We start from the raw sequence: 16932 nt of genomic DNA, 5'->3' as shown, positions 1-16932 counted from the left end.
CAGTTCGCGCCAAAGGATCGCGCTTAATTAATGAAGATTTACCAGCGCGCGCGGGAAACCCTTTGAAACAAGAGTTTTCATGAGTTCCATTGTCGACTACACGACATACGCAGCATGCGCGCGTAACAACGTCGCGCGCACGTTCGCGTGATTGGAGAATCGAATGCGCAGACGAATTGCTCTCCCCATTTTCGCCACATTTTCGCTCGCCCTCGCCACATTTGGTTTCACGCTTAGCGCAAGCGTGCCTGCGCGCGCGTTCGGGACCCACCATGCCTTCTGCCTCACCGGCGATGAATGGCCGGGGCTGAGCAATTGCACGTTCGACACTTACGCGCAGTGCCAGGCGAGTTCGTCGGGCCGCGCCCTCACCTGCATCGCGAACCCGTATTTCGCAGGCCAGAGCGACGATCCCTACGCGTATCAGAACAGGCCGCGCGCGCAGGTGCCGGGTTATTCGCCCGGTTACTATTTGCCGCGCTGAGATGCGTCGCGCTCGCTTCGCGCTCCTCGCGATCGGCCTGCTGCTCGCCGGCGCGCCTGCGCACGCGCAGACCTACGATCCGAGCTATCCGGTCTGCATGCAGATCTACGGTCCCGTCGGCTATTTCGATTGCCGCTACACCTCTCTCGAGCAGTGCAGATTTTTAGCCCTCGGTCGGTCAGCGACGTGCGTGGCGAACCCGTATTTTGCGCAGAAGAAGCCCCCTCGCCACTCGCGGCGCGTCAATTAAATCGGGACTTTGATATGCGGCCCGCCTTGCGTTGAGCTTCCGACGCCACGCTCGGCAATCTGGTCGGCGAGACCGGCGCCGCCGCTGGCTCTGGATGATCGAACCCGTTCGGATGCTGCCCGAGATCCGGTGGCTTGAGGACGCCTCCTTATCCAGCCATCGTAACGATCAACGGTCCGCTTCGCGTAGCGATCACGGTGTGCTCGTATTGAACGGTCGGCGCCTCGGGGCTGCTGTAGAGCGTCCATGGATCATCGCCATCCTCTGCCCATTCCGCGCCAAGGGACAGGAACGGCTCGACGGTGAACACGAGGCCTTCGCTCATGATGCGGCGTTCGGAGCGGTCGGGCCACGTTGCGATCTCCGTCGGCTCCTCGTGGAGCGACAGGCCGACGCCGTGACTGGCAAGGTTCCTGACCAGGCTGTAACCGTTCTTCCGCGCAAAGGTCCCGATGGCCTGACCGATACCGGCAATCGGTTTGCCGGCTCCGACCTGCTGCAGGCCCGTCCACATCGCCCGCCGGCCGTCCCTGCAAAGACGTTCGACCGCGCGGGTTGCGGGTGGAACGGCGAATGAGGCTCCCGCATCCGCAAAGAAGCCGTTCTTCTCGGCTGACACGTCGATGTTCACGAGGTCCCCGCGCGCGATCCGCCGATCGCCGGGGATGCCATGAGCGATCTCCTCGTTCACGCTGATGCAGGTTGCGCCCGGAAAGTCGTAGGCCAGCTCCGGAGCCGAACGTGCACCGGCGGCCTCCAGCAGCGTTCGCCCGATCTGGTCGAGCTCGGAGGTGGACATGCCCGGCTCGAGCGCCTTTCCCATTGCCTCCAGGGTATTGGCGACAATGCGCCCGATCTCCTTCAGGCGCGCGAGGTCGTTGTCATCCGAGATTGTCATGTCATGCTCTTCCGAAAGCCGGGACATAGCCCTTGTGAAGGCAGCTTGCAAACGGAAGAGATCGTTTCCAAAACGCGTTCAGATCTCGTCGAGCAAGGTGCGGACTTTGGCAGCCAGGTCTTCGATAGCGAAGGGCTTGGGAAGCAGATGCTTGCCGGCATCGAGCACGCCATTGTGAACGATTGCATTGCGCGTGTAGCCGGTGGTGAACAGCACTTTCAGCGCCGGGTATCGTTTCGACAGCTCGGCCGCCAGCTCGGCGCCGGTCATGTCGGGCATGACGACATCCGTGAACAGCAGATCTGGAACGAAACCATTTTCGATCGTCCTGATCGCCTCTTTGGCGCTGGCTGCCTCGATGACGTTGTAGCCAAGTTCGCGCAGGCTTTCGGACGAAATGTTGCGGACGCGCTCGTCGTCTTCCACGACGAGAATGGTTTCGTTCTGATGGCTTGCACCGGCGGGTATTTCTTCCTGTGACAGAGCTGAGCCCGCCTCCTCGCCGGCGAAGCGTGGAAGGTAGATCTTCACGGTCGTGCCAACATCGACTTCCGAGTAAATTTTGACATGGCCGCCCGACTGCCGCACGAAACCGTAGACCTGACTGAGGCCGAGACCGGTGCCCCTGCCCACGACCTTGGTCGTGAAAAACGGATCGAACACCTTGCCCAGCACGTCGGCCGGAATTCCCGTGCCGTTGTCCGTCACGGCCACGAGAACGTACTGCCCGGGTGCGAGTGCATACTCGCGAGCATATTTTCGGTCTATCGAGACGTTGCTGGTTTCTACTGTCAGCCTGCCGCCCTTCGGCATGGCATCGCGCGCATTGACCGCGAGGTTGATCATCGCGCTTTCCAGCTGGGCCGGGTCTGCCTTGACCCGCCAGAGGCCAGCCGCCAACACCGTCTCGAGGCGGATCAGCTCGCCCAGCGAGCGCTCGAGCAACTCGCTCATCCCGCCGACCATCTTGTTGATGTCCACGACCTCAGGCGCGAGCGGCTGTTGGCGCGAGAACGCGAGCAGCCTCTGCGTCAACGTGGCTGCGCGATTTGCACCGTCGATGGCGCCCTCGATGAAGCGGTCTATGCTGACCTCTCCCCTGCCGAGCCGCCGCTTGGCAAGATTCAGGCTGCCGAGAATCACGGCCAGCATATTGTTGAAGTCGTGGGCAATGCCGCCGGTCAACTGCCCGACGGCTTCCATCTTCTGGGATTGCCGCAATTGCTCTTCGGCCTTCATGCGCTCGGCAATTTCGTCGGCAACACGTTGCTCCAATCCGGCGTTGAGCGCCTCGAGCCGGGTCAAGAGCTGGGCGTTGTCGATAGCGGTGGCGGCATGGCCCGCAATACCAAGCAACGCGGACTCCTGCTCGGCTTGGAATTTACCCGTCTCGGCGTGACCGAAGAAAAGTCCGCCGAAAACTTCGCCGGTGCGCGAGATCACAGGGACCGCCAGGTAGGATCGGACCGGAAGATGGCCCTCGGGCATGCCTTTCCGCGGCGCGTTCTTGCCATAGCGGGGGTCCCGCAGGATATCGTCGGACCTCACCACGCCGGAGCCCTCGAAGGTCGGGCCAAAGACGGCTGTGTTACGCGGCATCGGAAAGTTTTCAAACGCGGATCGCGGCGCACCAGACAGCGAATACAGCATGTAGCTGCCGCCATCCGGCGCCAGAACGTTGTAGAAAAAGGCGCCGAATTGAGCACCGGTGAGTCCGACGCCGGCATCCGTCACGATCTGGACGATCTTGTCGAGGTCGCGTTCGCGAGAGACCGAGGCCCCGGTATCATTGAGTATTCTGAGATGACGCTCGGTTTTCTTTTGCGCGGTGATATCCAGAACCGTTCCGATGAACCGAACAGCTTGGCCGTTGGCAAAGATGGCTTGACCGGTCGCGGCGATCCAGCGTTCGACCCCATCCTCGATGCCAATGGTCCGGTATTCCATGTTGTAGTTTGCCGGCGCGTGCGGCGTCAGCGCCGCGGAGACGGCCTCGTGGGCGCGCTGCCTGTCTTCGGGATGAAGGCCCTTCAGGAACGACCCTTCATAGCTGACTTCGGCGTCCGGCGATAAACCGAACACCTCCTTGCAGCGGCTATCCCATCGAAGAACGTTGTTGACCGGGTCGTAGTCCCAGGTGCCGATACCAGCCGCCTTGTTTGCAAGCGTCAGTCGTTCGGCGGCCTCCCGCGCCGCCTGTTCCGATCGGACGCGCTCGATGTGGGCCCACGACCGTTCGGTCACTTCGGTGAGCAAGGCGAGTTCGCGCGGCGTCCACTGGTGCGGGCCCCGGTGATGGATCGCCATCAAGGCGGTGAGTTGCCCTTCTTTGACCAAGGGCATGCAAATCGTCGAACCGATCCCGATGTTCTGGAAAGTGGCGGCTTCCTCAGGCGCAAGCTCCTTCAAATTGTCATTGATGATCAGGGGCCTGCCGGCGCCGAGCTCTCGCACCGCCTTCTTCCCGAAGTCAGCCAGGCTGTAGTGACCAAGGATATGCACCGCGCCCGGCGCCGCCCAATCCCCGCGTATGGTGAAGCCGTCCTGGTCGGGATCCATATCGGCATAGGCACAGCTCGATACCTCGAGATGCTCGCCAAGCATCCTGGTCGTCACCGCCATCACGCCGTCGGCATCGCGGGTCCTGGCCGTCTCCTTGTTGAGTGCGTCCAGGAAAAGCAGCCGGGCTTCGTTCTCCCGCACGGCCGTCTCAGCACGGCGACGCTCAACGGCCGTGCGCGTACGCTCGGCAACATCGCGAATGAGCTCCAGCTCTTCGGGGCTCCATTCGCGCGGCCCGGCATTGTTCAAATACAGCAGCGCCACGACCCCATCGGCCTCCGAGATCGGCATGTTGACGAGCGCACGCGCAGAGATCGCCTCGAGAGCCTCGGCACGATCGCCGACGCGAGGGTCTTTTTCAGCATCGGCACAGATGACGGTCTCGCCCCGCTTGAGATCTTCGATGTAGCTGCCATAGTCGCGGAAGCGCAGCACGCCTGCGAGGCTCAGGATGCCCGGTGCGTTCCAGTCGCGGACAATGGTGATGGTCTCGGCTGAGGTGTCGACCGTGCCATAGCCCGCCCGGCTGACGTTCAGGCTGCGGCCGAGCAGTTCCGCCGCAGCATAGGCGAGATCGTCGGGATTGCTGATCTCTCGGATGAAGTCGCCGAGTGTGGCTAAGACGGAATTGCGATCGGCCGAGCGGATCCCGGTCGCTGTCGTCATTGGTCTTCCCCTGCCACGTTCCTAGCTCCACGAGGAGCTACTGCTTGATCGTCCCGCTGCTGTTCGCTTCGACCACAGGTAGCCCGCCTGACTTTCTGAGTGATGCAGCCGGGTCGCGCAAATTGTCTGCGCGATAACCGCATGATGGCATTTAGGTTCCTGTCGTCACCGTCCCCTTGGGAGATGCTGTTCTGCCTGCTCCCACATCGCCCCCAGATTGCCAATCCAGCCGTCGCGGACAGACCCGTGCGGATGCGCCACCGCAAGTTGTGGCTGCGCGGATCATCGTGTAACATCGATCTCTGCTTTTCACTGCGGGTGGTCCCCGTCGTTTCATGCTCGCCCGTAGTCTGCTTGTCCTGGCCTCGCTGATGCTTCCTGGCGCATTGCACGCCGAAGGGACGCCGGCCGAGAAGACTGGATTTGCATCCAGGCTGACGATCTATCTTGCCAAGGGACCACCAGACGCCTGCGGACCGGGCTGCGACCGCTGGATCGCCATCGAGGGCGATATCGACCAGGACGCTGCGCCGCGCATTCGCCGCTTCCTTGCCGGCGTCAAGGACACGCAGCGTCCGATCTACCTCTATTCACCGGGCGGAAACGTGGAGCAGTCCTATGTCATCGGGCGGTTGTTGCGCAGCCGCAAGGCGATCGGTCGGGTTGGCCGGACCATCGCGACGGCGTGCGCCGCGGGCACGCAGGTGGACGCCGCGTGCCTGAAAATAAAAAATACCGGCGGCGAGGTGGAAGCCGAACTCACCACTTACCATGCGATGTGCAACTCGGCCTGCGGCTACCTGTTTCTCGGAGCGACATCGCGCGAGGTCGCCCCCGACGCCGCGCTGGCGGTCCATAATTCCAGGCTGGTCCTTGCCTTTCACGGGCATCCGCCTCCGGCGGCGGTCGCGGAATACAGGCAGCGCCGGATGGCCAGGGCCGATCGCGATCGCGCTGCGTTCATCGCGGCGATGGGAATCAGCCGCGAGCTAGACGATCTGATCCGGACGGTGAAGTTCGAAAACCTGCACCTGCTGACGCGCGCCGAGCTCTATCGTTTCGGCATCGACACGCGTTCGCTTGCCGAAACGGCGTGGAAACTGGAAAAGGAAGCGCGCCCCTTCGTCCGCAAGATCGCGATGCTGAAGGAGAACGGCGCGTCGTTCCGGCCTATGGAATGGCGTCTGTCCTGCGAAAGCGGAAAGCGCGTGCCGTTGACATTCGCGCGCGAGATCGACGAGACGGCCATCGGCAAGACCACCATCCTGGTGACGGCGGACGCCGCTCCGGACAACGCGGCCGGAGGGTCTGTGTTGCGGGCCGGAAAATACGAAGTCTGGCGCGGCAGCATTGATCCGGACATGCTCAAAGCGATACTGGCGTCCCGCTCCCTCCATGTCCGCGAAACCACGCTGTTACCCGACGACAAGGCGGACATCACGAAATTCGACATCGACTTGACGGGCCTGACGTCAGTGTGGCCGCAGCTTGCGGCGTCATGCGCGGCGGCGACGCCGGCTCCGAAGAGCCCGTGGCCGGCCATTCAGCAGCCGAACGCCAGCGTAACGCCCCCGGCCGCACCGTCGCCATGAGTCAACGTGGCGAAACTCGAACATCGCGCCGAAGGTCAGCTCCGCCAGGGAGTGTTGCGGATGCGCGTGCATGCGTTCGGCTTGTGAAATGTGGGGTCGTGATCTTCGATGTAATCGAAATTGACAGTCCCGAACGTGGTCTGCGGCTTCTTCAAGGCCGAGCAGGTTTGTACCTGAAGGAATTCGTTCTTGAAATCACCGCGCGGAAATGCGGTGGTCACCTGGTCGCGCTGCTCTGGCGAGTACTCGTCATAGCCAATCCCCACGACGTCGACCAACACACCCGCATTCGTGAGAGCGATTTCCGGCCGCATGTATTGTGGAATTCCGGGCGTCGTATGTAACGCGATCGCCTCCCAAACCAGATCGGCTTTTGGCTCGTCGATGCCGTGCCCCCTCAGAAATTCGCGGGCGGCATCGGCGCCCTCAACTTCAAATCGCTTGGTCTGTGTATGGTAATGGTCGACAAGCCCGAGATCGTGGAACAGCGCCGCGATGTAGAGCAGCTCGGAATCGAATTTCAGATTTTGCCGATGTCCCTTGATCGCGCCGAACACAAAGACGCGGACCGAGTGGTTGAACAACATGTCGTTTTCGTACTGGCGCACCAGCTCGGCGGCCTCCCGTGTGATCTTGCTGTCGGGAATCTTCACGCCGGAAATTGCGATGGTCATTTCAAGCTCCTGCCTTGAATCGCCGATATCTCAGGACATGCCGTCGCAGTCGATGGCATGTGTTTACCCTCTTGCCGTCTGGCACCGGGGTCAGGCTGCCATCTCTTTCGCGGCCTGTGGCGTATTTCGGAAGCTGATTGCCATGCGATTGTACGCATTCATCAGGCCGATCGCGATGGTGAGATCGACGAGCTCGCGCTCCTCGAAGACGGCGCGGGCAGCCTCGTAAGCTTGATCCGGGATGCCGGTTTCGGCCACACGGGTCACCGTTTCAGCCCATGCGAGGGCGGCACGCTCCCGCTCGTCGAAGAGATGACCGCCTTCCGCCCAGGCCTGCACCAGCGCGATCTTTTCGATCTTCTGTCCGCTCTTCAGCAGATCGCGCGTGTGCATGTCGAGGCAGTAGGCGCAATTGTTGATCTGCGAAATGCGCAGATAAACCAGAGTGACGAGCGTTGCAGGAAGATTGCTCTGCATGACATAGCCGTAAACGCCGCCGAGCGCTTTCATGCCTGCGGGTGCAATGCGGTCGTAGTCGAGACGCTTAGCCATTTTCATACTCCATGATCGGTTCTGTTCGGCGGCTGTCGCCATGTACTTCCGCCATGTACTTCCCTGCCCGATAAATGGCCCCGCCATGGTCTACAAAAAAGCACCAAGAATGGACGAAAATCGTGTACCACGGGGGCATGGTCAAACCGCTGCAGCTGGAGCTCGATCGATCTGCGAAGACGCCATTGGCGGAACAAATCCGCAGAGGTATCGGAGCTGCCATCGAGAGCGGCGTGCTGGCTCCGGGAGCTCGTCTGCCCTCATGGCAGGATTTGGCGGCTCAGCTGGGCGTGGCGCGCGGCACCGTGCGATCGGCCTACGAAAAACTTTCCTCTGCGCAACTGATCGTCGCGTCGCGCGCGACCGGAACGCGTGTTGCGGATCGACCCGCCTTTACCCCTCGGCAGGAAGCCGCTCCCCACCCCGGCTCGTTCATGGAGATGTACCAGGAGCTCACTGCGGGACCGGCCGTTTTCCAAATGGGTGTGCCCGCTCACGAGACCTTTCCCGCCAAGCTCTTCTCGAGGATGCGCACGCGGGCGGTGCGCGCGGAAACCAGCGCACCGGCCATTTATCGGGATCCCCGCGGCGAGCTGGAATTGAGGCGCGACATTGCGGCATATCTCGCGCTGGCGCGGGGTATCGAATGTGCACCGTCGCAGATCATCATCACCGGCGGCTTCAGCAGCGGCCTCGGACTGGCACTGCGGGTTCTCGGCCTCGAGCAGAAGAAGGTCTGGATGGAGGACCCGGGCTTCCCCTTCACAAGACACGGCCTTGAGCTTGCAAGGTTGTCGATCAGGCCGATCCCGGTTGATGTAGACGGCATTGACGTCCGTTACGGCCTGAAACACGCTCCTGATGCTGCGTTGGTGGTCGTGACGCCGGGACAGCAGGCACCGCTTGGCTCCACCTTGTCGCTGGCAAGACGTTCATGTCTTCTCGACTGGGCAGCCCAGGAAGGGGTATGGGTGATCGAGGACGACTATCTGAGCGAGCTTCAGCTGAGAGGGCGGGCCACACCGGCGCTCGCCTCTCTCGATCGTTTCGGGCGCGTGATTCACATCGGGTCGTTCAGCAAGACCCTGACTCCTGCCTTGCGGCTGGGCTTCGTCGTTGCACCCGCCTCTCTGGCATCCCGTTTTGCCGAGGTAGCGGCATGCCTCGCTCCGGCGCCCGGGCCCTCCGTACAGCTCGCAACCGCCGAATTCATCCGCGACGGCCACTATCTGCGGCATCTTCGACGCACGAAGCGGGCCTATGCCGCGCAAGTCGATGCGCTGCTGAAATATTTGAAGGCACGCGCCAAGGACGTTGCGAAGGACGTTGCGATCGCCGGATTGGCCGCGGTCCTGAGACTGCCGGACGGAACCTCCGACGTCGCGATCGCGAGGGAAGCAGCATCGTTTGGGTTGGCGCCCACGCCCCTATCGCTATGGCATGCGTCCGCGGCCTCGGCGCGATCCGGCCTGTTGCTGGGCGTCGCCACATCTCCCCACAAGAGGATCGAGGCGTCCTGCGATCGGCTCCTTCAGATCATCGACCGTCATACGTGACGAGCTTCGACCCCATGTTTCCGCAATCTACACCGGCGTGTAGATCACGAGCTTCAGCGCCGGATCGTCATTGGCCTGAAAGCTCGTGTGCTCGAACCGGAGCACGCCCTTGGTCGGATGGTTCATGATCTTGAGGCCCGCGGCAGTGCTGCGGATCTCGTGCGCCTCCCACCATTTGACGAATTCCGGACTGCCCTGGCGCAGCCGCGTCAGCAATTCCGTAAAGGCGGGATCGCCGGCCCAGACGTCGTGAGTGGCGCGAAACATCGCGACCATGCTCTTGGCGATGTCAGCCCAGCCGGCACCGTAGAATTTTCGCGTCTGCTTGTTCGTCATGACCAGCAGCAGCGTGTTGCGGTCCTGCTCGGGCAATTGTCCGAACCCGAAGATCTCCTCGGCCGCCGCGTTCCAGGCCAGCACGTCCCAGCGCCGCCCCGTGACATAGGCCGGCTGCGCCAGGCTCTCGATCATCCGCCGAACGGGGGGCGGCACGATCTCGCGCGTGAACGCGCGCCTATCGCCGTCGCGCGCAAGTGCCTTGAGATGGGCGTGCTCGGTCTTGCTGAGGCGCAACGCTCGCGCCAGCGCATCCACGGTGGTGACCGAGGGGCTGACGGTGCGGCCCTGCTCGAGGCGGATGTACCAGTCGACGCCGATGCCGGCGAGCTGCGCCACCTCTTCGCGGCGCAGGCCCGCCGTGCGACGCCGCCGGCCCGCGGGAAGCCCGACCGTCTTCGGCGACAGCTTTTCGCGGCGGGACCTGAGGAAGTCGCCGAATTCGACGCGGCGTGGGTCGGCCATGGTGACGTGCCTCGATGGAGGGCTTGGGGAATACTAGGATAATACCAGGCCTTCCTGGGCCTGGAAAGGCGGCGCATATGGGCTTCAACCCACTTTGAGGTGAGATCATGAAAGCTGCCGTATTGAAATCATTTGGATTGAGGAAGCCGCGGACCCTGTGCTCGGCACGGGCGAGGTCATCGTGGACGTCATCGCAACGCGGGTGCTGTCCTACATGAACGAGGTCTTCAGCGGGGCACGCAACTATGCCCTCGACCTGCCGATCATCCCGGGGCCAGGCGGCATCGGCCGGGTACGCGCCATCGGCCCGGACGCAACCAAGCTCAGCGTTGGCGACTGGGTGTTCTGCGACCCGACGGTGCGCTCGCGCGACGACGCCGCAGCGCCCGACATTGCCCTGCAAGGACTCACTGCCCCCGGTGCCGGCGCCATGCGCCTGCAACAGCATTTTCGCCATGGCTCGTTCGCCGAGCAGATGCGGGTGCCGACGGAGAACGTCAAACGGCTTGGCACGATCGCGTCGGAGGACGCCACGCGATGGTGCGCGCTGGGGACGCTGCTGGTGCCCTATGGCGGCTTTCTCGCCGCCAGCCTTCAGCCCGGCGAGACCGTGCTGGTGAGCGGGGCCACCGGCAATTTCGGCAGCGCAGCCGTCTCCGTCGCGCTCGCGATGGGCGCGGCCTGCGTGGTCGCGCCCGGCCGCAACGACAAGATCTTGGCCGACCTCGTCCGCCGTTTCGGCGATCGCGTGAAGCCGGTCAAACTCTCCGGCAACGAGGATCACGACCGCGAGAGCATGAAGCGTGCGGCGCCCGGGCCGATCGACTGCGTGCTCGACATCATGCCGCCCTCGGTGAGCACGAATGTGGTGCGCGCGGCGATCATGACGGTGCGCCCCAATGGCCGCGTCGTGCTGATGGGTGGCGTCGGCATGGCCGGCGGCGCTGGCCTCGAGCTGCCCTACCCCTGGATCATGCGCAACTGCATCAGCATCCACGGCGTCTGGATGTATCCGCCGGATGCGGCAAGCCGCCTGATCGCGCTGGTGCGCGCGGGACTGCTGAGGCTGGAGGAGTACGAGGCCACGGCCTTCGACCTCGACCACGCCAATGAGGCGGTAGCCCATGCCGCAGCCAATGGCGGGCCGTTCAAATTGACGGTGATCCGGCCTTGAACCTCCCGGGAGCACCATTTTTTTCGTCAGTGCGCCCAAGCACTTGGCTACTGTGCATGGGGTTGTTTTCGCGGTTTTTACTCGAGCTCGACCACCTGGCCGTTCGACAGCGACACGCGGCGGTCCATCCGGCCGGCGAGCTCCATGTTGTGGGTCGCGATCAGCATCGAGACCTTGGTCGCCTTGACGAGCTGCATCAGGGCCTGGAAGACGTGGTCAGCGGTGTGCGGATCGAGATTGCCGGTCGGCTCGTCCGCAAACAGCACCCGCGGAGCATTGGCCACCGCGCGCGCGATTGCAACGCGCTGCTGCTCGCCGCCCGACAGCTCGGACGGACGGTGCGTGATGCGCTCGCCGAGGCCGAGATAGCCAAGGATCTCCTTGGCGCGCTTGACGCTCTCGGATTTCTTGAGGCCGCGGATCATCTGCGGCAGCATGACGTTCTCCAGCGCCGAGAACTCCGGCAACAGCCGGTGGGACTGGTAGACAAAGCCGATGTCGGTGCGGCGAAGCTGGGTGCGCTCGATGTCGGGCAGTTGCGAGGTCGGCGCGCCATTGACGTAGACCTCGCCGGAATCAGGCGCTTCCAACAGACCCGCGATGTGCAGCAGCGTCGACTTGCCCGAGCCTGACGGCGCCACCAGCGCGACGGACTGCCCCGCCCACAGCGCGAGCTTGGCGCCGTCGAGGATCGTCAGCGGCACCTCGCCCTGCAAGTACTGTCGCTTTATCTCGTGGAGATAAATGACCGGTACATCTTCCGCCCCCTGCTGCTCCATCAGCCCCTCACTCGTACCGCAGCGCTTCGACGGGATCGAGGCGCGCGGCGCGCCAGGACGGATACAGCGTCGCCAGGAACGACAGCGTCAGCGCCATGATCACGACGGCCGAGGTCTCGCCGATGTCGATCTCGGCGGGCAGCTTCGACAGGAAATATAGCTCTGGCGAAAACAGTTCGGTGCTGGTCAGCCAGGACAGGAATTGCCTGATCGATTCGATGTTCAGGCAGATCACCAGCCCGACGATGAAGCCGACCATCGTACCGACCACGCCGATCGAGGCGCCCGTGATCAGGAAGATGCGCATGATCGAGCCTTGCGAGGCCCCCATGGTCCGCAGGATCGCGATGTCGCTGCCCTTGTCCTTCACCAGCATGATCAGGCCGGAAACGATGTTGAGCGCGGCGACCAGCACGATCATGGTGAGGATCAGGAACATCACGTTGCGTTCGACCTGGAGCGCGTTGAAGAAGGTCGAGTTGCGCTGCCGCCAGTCCACCAGAAACACCGGCCGGCCCGCCGCCTCCGTCACGGCCTGGCGGAACGCGACGATCTGATCCGGATTGGTGGTGAAGACCTCGATCGAGGTGACGTCGTTGCTGCGGTTGAAATAGGCCTGCGCCTCCGCGAGCGGCATGAACACGAAGCCGAGATCATACTCGGACATGCCGATCTCGAACACCGCGGCGATCTTGTACGGCTTGATGCGCGGTGTCGTGCCCATCGGCGTGACCGCGCCCTTAGGCGCCACCAGCGTGATGCTGTCGCCGGCGTGCAGCGACAGCTGGTCAGCGAGGCGCCGGCCGATCGCGACCCCCTGCCCGTCATCGAAGCCCTCGAGCGAGCCCTGCTTGATGTTCTTGGCGATCGAGGTGAGGTTGTTGAGGTCGTCGGAGCGGATGCCGCGCACCAGGACGCCGGAGGCGTTCCACGGCGATGACGCCAGCGCCTGGCCATCCACCACGGGCGCTGCGAGCCGAATGCCCTGGACCTGACTGAGGCGGTCGGCGACGTCCTTCCAGTCGGTCAGCGGCGATTCCAGCGGCTGGACCAGGATGTGGCCGTTGAGCCCGAGTATCTTGTCGAGCAACTCCTTGCGGAAGCCGTTCATGACGGCCATGACGATAATCAGTGTCGCCACGCCCAGCATGATGCCGAGGAAGGAGAACCCGGCGATGACCGAGATGAATCCCTCCTTGCGGCGCGCCCGTAGGTAGCGCCCCGACAGCATCCACTCGAATGGTGCAAAAGGCGCGGTTTGAACAGTTTCGGTCATGGTCTCATCCATCGCTCGATAGTCCCATGATTCGGGGTCAAATGTGGCCGGATTGGCGGCCGCGATCTCGGGCGATGAACAATATTCAGCCGACCAGCCTTATCAGCCCACAAGTCTTGCGACCGCGTCCGCAGGCGACATGGTCTCGCGGGCGCCGTCACTTCGCCGCTTGAGCTCGACCTTGCCGTCGGCGAGCCCTTTCGGCCCGATCATGATCTGCCACGGAATGCCGATCAGGTCGGCGGCGGCGAATTTGGCTCCGGCGCGCTGTTCGGTGTCGTCGTAGAGCACGTCGACGCACTTGGCGGACAGCTCCGCATAGAGCTTCTCGCAGGCCGCATCGACCGCGGCATCGCCCTGCTTGAGGTTGAGAATCGACACGCGGAACGGGGCAACGGCCTCCGGCCATTTGATGCCGGCATCGTCATGGCAGGCCTCGATAATGGCGCCGAGCAGGCGCGAGACGCCGACGCCGTAGGAGCCGCCGTGGATCGGCACGTCGACACCGTCGGGGCCTGCCACCAGCGCCTTCATCGCCTCGGAATACTTCGTGCCGAAATAGAAGATCTGCCCGACCTCGATACCGCGGGTGTTCACCCGCTTGTCCGCGGGCACTTCCTGCTCGAAGCGCGCGGCGTCGTGAACGTCTTCCGTCGCCGCATAGACCGACGTCCATTGCTTGATGATCGGCGTCAAATCGCTCTCATAGTCGACGTCCTCGCCCGGCACCGGCAGGTCCAGCACGTCGCGATTGATGAACACGCCGGATTCGCCGGTCTCGGCCAGCACAATGAACTCATGACTGAGATCGCCGCCGATCGGGCCGGTCTCGGCGCGCATCGGGATCGCCTTCAGCCCCATCCGCGCGAAGGTGCGCAAATACGCGACGAACATCTTGTTGTAGGCGACGCGCGCCGCGGCCTCGTTGAGGTCGAATGAATAGGCGTCCTTCATCAGGAACTCGCGGCCGCGCATCACGCCGAAGCGCGGACGCTGCTCGTCGCGGAATTTCCATTGAATATGATAGAGATTCAGCGGCAGGCTCTTGTAGGACTTCACATAGGCGCGGAAGATCTCGGTGATCATTTCCTCGTTGGTCGGGCCATACAGCAGCTCACGCTTGTGCCGGTCGGCGATGCGCAGCATCTCGGGGCCATAGGCATCGTAGCGGCCGCTCTCGCGCCAGAGGTCAGCGAGCTGGAGCGTCGGCATCAACAGTTCCAGCGCGCCGGAGCGGTCCTGCTCCTCGCGCACGATCTGCTCGATCTTCTTCAAGACGCGGAAGCCGAGCGGCAGCCAGGCATAGATGCCGGCGGCCTCCTGCCGGATCATGCCGGCACGCAGCATCAGCCGATGCGAGACGATCTCCGCCTCTTTCGGATTTTCCTTCAGAATGGGCAGAAAGAACCGCGACAACCGCATGGCAATACTCGAGGAATCAGTGATGACTTGCAGTGAAACCGGATTGGGAGCCAAAACACAAGACCGGGAATGAGGAAAACCCGCTAACACAGCGGAATTCCTGTCATTTTTCCGTCGACTTCAGATTCGACGTGATGTGCCGAAGAGCCCGATTCAGGGCGCCGCCACCTCAAGCTCGTCCTCCAGCGTGATCTTCTCGAAATCGCTCACCAGCGCGTCGATCCGCACATGCCAGCGGCCCGCAAAGGGCAGCTCGACCTTGCGCACGTGCCAGTAGCTGTCCGGCCCGAGCGAGGCGTTCCGCTCCATCGGCTCGATGCCGCGTTCGGGCAGGCTCAGCGTCAGCGTCACCTCCTTGGCCTCCAGCACCGCCCCCTCGCCAGTGATGAGCTGCAGCACGAAATCGTCGATACCCGCCTTACCCGGCGAGACCAGGATCTGAAACATCGCCCTGTCGGTGTGGATGTGGATCGCCAGCGGGGTCTCCGGAACGATCGTCCGCGGCGGCGGCGTGAAGCGCCAGCCGGCGACCACGGCGAAGATGCCGAGCGCGATGGCGCATTCGATCACGATCGAGCGCTTCAGGGCCGGCGCAGCCTTGTGATCTCCCGCGAGCGCCGGGGTCAGGCGGAAGCGGTTGAGCGCGGCAAGCGCCAACAGCACGAGGACCAGCGCGAGCTTGATCGAGAGGATGAGCCCGTAGCGGGTCTCGACCAATGCAGACGGATCCTCAAGCTGGACGATGGCGAGCGCGAGGCCGGTCAATGCGAGAACACCAACGACCGGCGCGGCGAGGCGAGAGAAGCGGTTCACGACAGGCAATGCCACGGCGGGCCGCTTCGATAACAGGGCGACCAGCGGTGCGAGGGCTCCAATCCAGAAGGCAACACCAAGACCATGGAGAAAGATTGCCGGCCGGGTCAACAGTTCGGGCGGTGCCGTAGCGGCGTGCCCGGTCATTGCCAGCGACAAGCCGACGCCGACGAAGGCAATAATGGTCAGAGCGCGCGCGCACCACGCGCTGCCTAGCGCCAGCAATGCGAACAGCATTGCAGCGACGGCCACGAGCAAGGCGGGGCCCGCGCTGGTCCCGAATGCCACTTTCCAGGGAGCCATCGTCGCGAGAGCCGACAACGGTAGCCCGAGGAGATCAAGCCCCAACACGCCAAGGGACACCACCGCGCTCGGGAGACCGATGGCGAGCGCCACACGCGGGACGGTTATGCCCGTCATCGACCACGCAACCCAGCGCGCAAAGAACGCGCCGCCGACGCCGACGAAGAGGCCAAGATAGAGACCGACCCGCGCCAGCCAGATCAGCACGTTCAATCCGCGATCGGCGTTTGCGGGAGGTTGCGTCCCCGTCGGCGTGCCGATAGAGAAGATCACCGATCCCGTAACGGGATGGCCGTCCTGCGAGATCACGCGATAGCTGACGACCGCCGTGCCCTGCGGCATGTCCATCGGCATCGCGACCGAGATGGTCTCGCCCGATGCGTTGACGCGCACATCATCCCGCGCCCTGCCCGCGCCGTCGATCAGCCGGATCGCGCCCGGCGTCACTGTCTCATTGAAGCGCAACTCCACCGCCTTCGGCGCGCTCGCGAGCATGCTGCCGCTCGCCGGCTCGACCGCGACGAGCGCCGCGTGCGCCGAGGCGCCGGTCGCGAAGCCGACAACGAGAAGCAGCGTCGCCAGCGCGGCGAGCAGGCGCATCAGGGTTTTGGCAGAAGTTTTACGCCCGGCGCCGGTGACTTGCCCTCGTGCGAATGCCCTGCCCCCTCCGCGGGGATCTCGATCCAGCGGCTGACGCCGGTCTCGCATTCCTGGACGACGGGGAAGTACAGGATTGTGTTCGGTTTGAGCGTGTCGGTCAGGGCCGTGTGCATGACGAACTCGTCATAGTTCTTGTCCGGCAGCTTACCGCCGGACCAGGTCACCTCCTTGACGCCGGACGAAAGCTTGTTGCCGTGATAGTCGTATTCGCTGGCATATTTGCCCTCGACCACGTCAACACTCCAGCCCGCCTTCGGCATCGGTTTCACCGCGATCACGCCTTCCGGGATCTGCACCCGGATTTTCACCGTGGGCGAGCCGGCGCAACCGTGCGGGACAGCGAAGACGGCCTTGTACGATCCCCCCACGGTTGCCTGCTTGCCTTCGAGGAAGACGTGCGCAGTCGCTGGCGTTGCCGCAAATACGCTCAGAACAATCAGCCAGGTTCGCTTCGACATATTGGATCTCCC

At 63.4% G+C, this 16932-nt stretch carries 14 protein-coding genes and 1 pseudogene; 5 read left to right on the top strand and 10 right to left on the bottom strand.

Annotation, left to right across the window (positions count from 1 at the left end; all coding sequences use genetic code 11):
* Nucleotides 1-163 precede the first annotated feature (163 nt).
* On the top strand, nucleotides 164-484 hold the full coding sequence (locus IVB07_RS18095; RefSeq protein ID WP_247767768.1) for a DUF3551 domain-containing protein: 321 nt from the start codon (nucleotides 164-166) through the stop codon (nucleotides 482-484).
* A gap of 1 nt (nucleotide 485) precedes the next feature.
* Nucleotides 486-734, top strand: coding sequence for a DUF3551 domain-containing protein (locus tag IVB07_RS18090; protein ID WP_018455048.1), 249 nt, complete (start codon nucleotides 486-488; stop codon nucleotides 732-734).
* Nucleotides 735-882: 148 nt separating this feature from the next.
* On the opposite strand, the gene map is transcribed toward IVB07_RS18090, so the two are convergent.
* Both map and IVB07_RS18080 read right to left on the bottom strand, forming a co-directional pair.
* The gene (gene map / locus IVB07_RS18085; protein WP_026232866.1) at nucleotides 883-1632 is read right to left on the bottom strand and encodes a type I methionyl aminopeptidase; all 750 of its coding nucleotides are present in this window, start codon (nucleotides 1630-1632) and stop codon (nucleotides 883-885) included.
* Nucleotides 1633-1710: 78 nt separating this feature from the next.
* Entirely contained in the window at nucleotides 1711-4860 is a 3150-nt protein-coding gene (locus tag IVB07_RS18080) for a GAF domain-containing protein (RefSeq protein WP_018455050.1), read from the bottom strand.
* 605 nt (nucleotides 4861-5465) lie between these two features.
* On the opposite strand from IVB07_RS18080, the gene IVB07_RS18075 reads away from it, so the two are divergent.
* Nucleotides 5466-6452: a hypothetical protein gene (locus IVB07_RS18075; RefSeq protein WP_245288408.1), complete on the top strand. Its 987-nt coding sequence runs from the start codon at nucleotides 5466-5468 to the stop codon at nucleotides 6450-6452.
* Nucleotides 6453-6487: 35 nt separating this feature from the next.
* On the opposite strand, the gene IVB07_RS18070 is transcribed toward IVB07_RS18075, so the two are convergent.
* Both IVB07_RS18070 and IVB07_RS18065 read right to left on the bottom strand, forming a co-directional pair.
* Nucleotides 6488-7105 (bottom strand): HD domain-containing protein, encoded by a 618-nt coding sequence (locus tag IVB07_RS18070; RefSeq protein ID WP_245288409.1) that lies wholly within the window; start codon nucleotides 7103-7105, stop codon nucleotides 6488-6490.
* A gap of 111 nt (nucleotides 7106-7216) precedes the next feature.
* Nucleotides 7217-7678, bottom strand: coding sequence for a carboxymuconolactone decarboxylase family protein (locus IVB07_RS18065; RefSeq protein WP_018455053.1), 462 nt, complete (start codon nucleotides 7676-7678; stop codon nucleotides 7217-7219).
* A gap of 137 nt (nucleotides 7679-7815) precedes the next feature.
* Between IVB07_RS18065 and IVB07_RS18060 the strand changes: the two genes are divergently transcribed.
* Complete coding sequence (locus tag IVB07_RS18060) at nucleotides 7816-9234, top strand: PLP-dependent aminotransferase family protein (RefSeq protein WP_247362612.1); 1419 nt, start codon at nucleotides 7816-7818, stop codon at nucleotides 9232-9234.
* Nucleotides 9235-9261: 27 nt separating this feature from the next.
* Here the strand turns inward: IVB07_RS18060 and IVB07_RS18055 are convergent, their stop codons facing one another.
* Nucleotides 9262-10035 carry a helix-turn-helix transcriptional regulator gene (locus tag IVB07_RS18055; protein WP_018455054.1) on the bottom strand — a complete coding sequence of 258 codons (774 nt, stop codon included), beginning with the start codon at nucleotides 10033-10035 and terminating at the stop codon, nucleotides 9262-9264.
* A 107-nt stretch (nucleotides 10036-10142) separates the two neighbouring features.
* On the opposite strand from IVB07_RS18055, the pseudogene IVB07_RS18050 reads away from it, so the two are divergent.
* Nucleotides 10143-11209, top strand: a pseudogene (locus IVB07_RS18050) (zinc-binding alcohol dehydrogenase family protein).
* A 77-nt stretch (nucleotides 11210-11286) separates the two neighbouring features.
* Here the strand turns inward: IVB07_RS18050 and IVB07_RS18045 are convergent.
* The 5 genes from IVB07_RS18045 to IVB07_RS18025 all read right to left on the bottom strand — a co-directional run bounded on the left by IVB07_RS18045 (nucleotide 11287) and on the right by IVB07_RS18025 (nucleotide 16920).
* A complete protein-coding gene (locus IVB07_RS18045; RefSeq protein ID WP_018455056.1) occupies nucleotides 11287-11988 on the bottom strand; it encodes an ABC transporter ATP-binding protein in 702 nt (233 codons plus the stop codon).
* Between the two features lie 7 nt (nucleotides 11989-11995).
* Complete coding sequence (locus IVB07_RS18040) at nucleotides 11996-13276, bottom strand: lipoprotein-releasing ABC transporter permease subunit (protein WP_018455057.1); 1281 nt, start codon at nucleotides 13274-13276, stop codon at nucleotides 11996-11998.
* Between the two features lie 90 nt (nucleotides 13277-13366).
* Complete coding sequence (proS, locus tag IVB07_RS18035; protein WP_018455058.1) at nucleotides 13367-14686, bottom strand: proline--tRNA ligase; 1320 nt, start codon at nucleotides 14684-14686, stop codon at nucleotides 13367-13369.
* 153 nt (nucleotides 14687-14839) lie between these two features.
* Complete coding sequence (locus IVB07_RS18030; RefSeq protein WP_018455059.1) at nucleotides 14840-16402, bottom strand: CopD family protein; 1563 nt, start codon at nucleotides 16400-16402, stop codon at nucleotides 14840-14842.
* Nucleotides 16402-16920: a YcnI family protein gene (locus tag IVB07_RS18025; protein ID WP_018455060.1), complete on the bottom strand. Its 519-nt coding sequence runs from the start codon at nucleotides 16918-16920 to the stop codon at nucleotides 16402-16404. The genes IVB07_RS18030 and IVB07_RS18025 overlap by 1 nt, the downstream gene beginning before the upstream one ends.
* Nucleotides 16921-16932 lie beyond the last annotated feature (12 nt).

Origin of the sequence: Bradyrhizobium sp. 172 (genome assembly GCF_023101065.1) — a bacterium.
In the GTDB taxonomy this organism is placed as follows: domain Bacteria; phylum Pseudomonadota; class Alphaproteobacteria; order Rhizobiales; family Xanthobacteraceae; genus Bradyrhizobium; species Bradyrhizobium canariense_D.
Note: the sequence above shows the minus strand (reverse complement) of the source record. Positions and strands in the feature narration are given on the sequence as shown.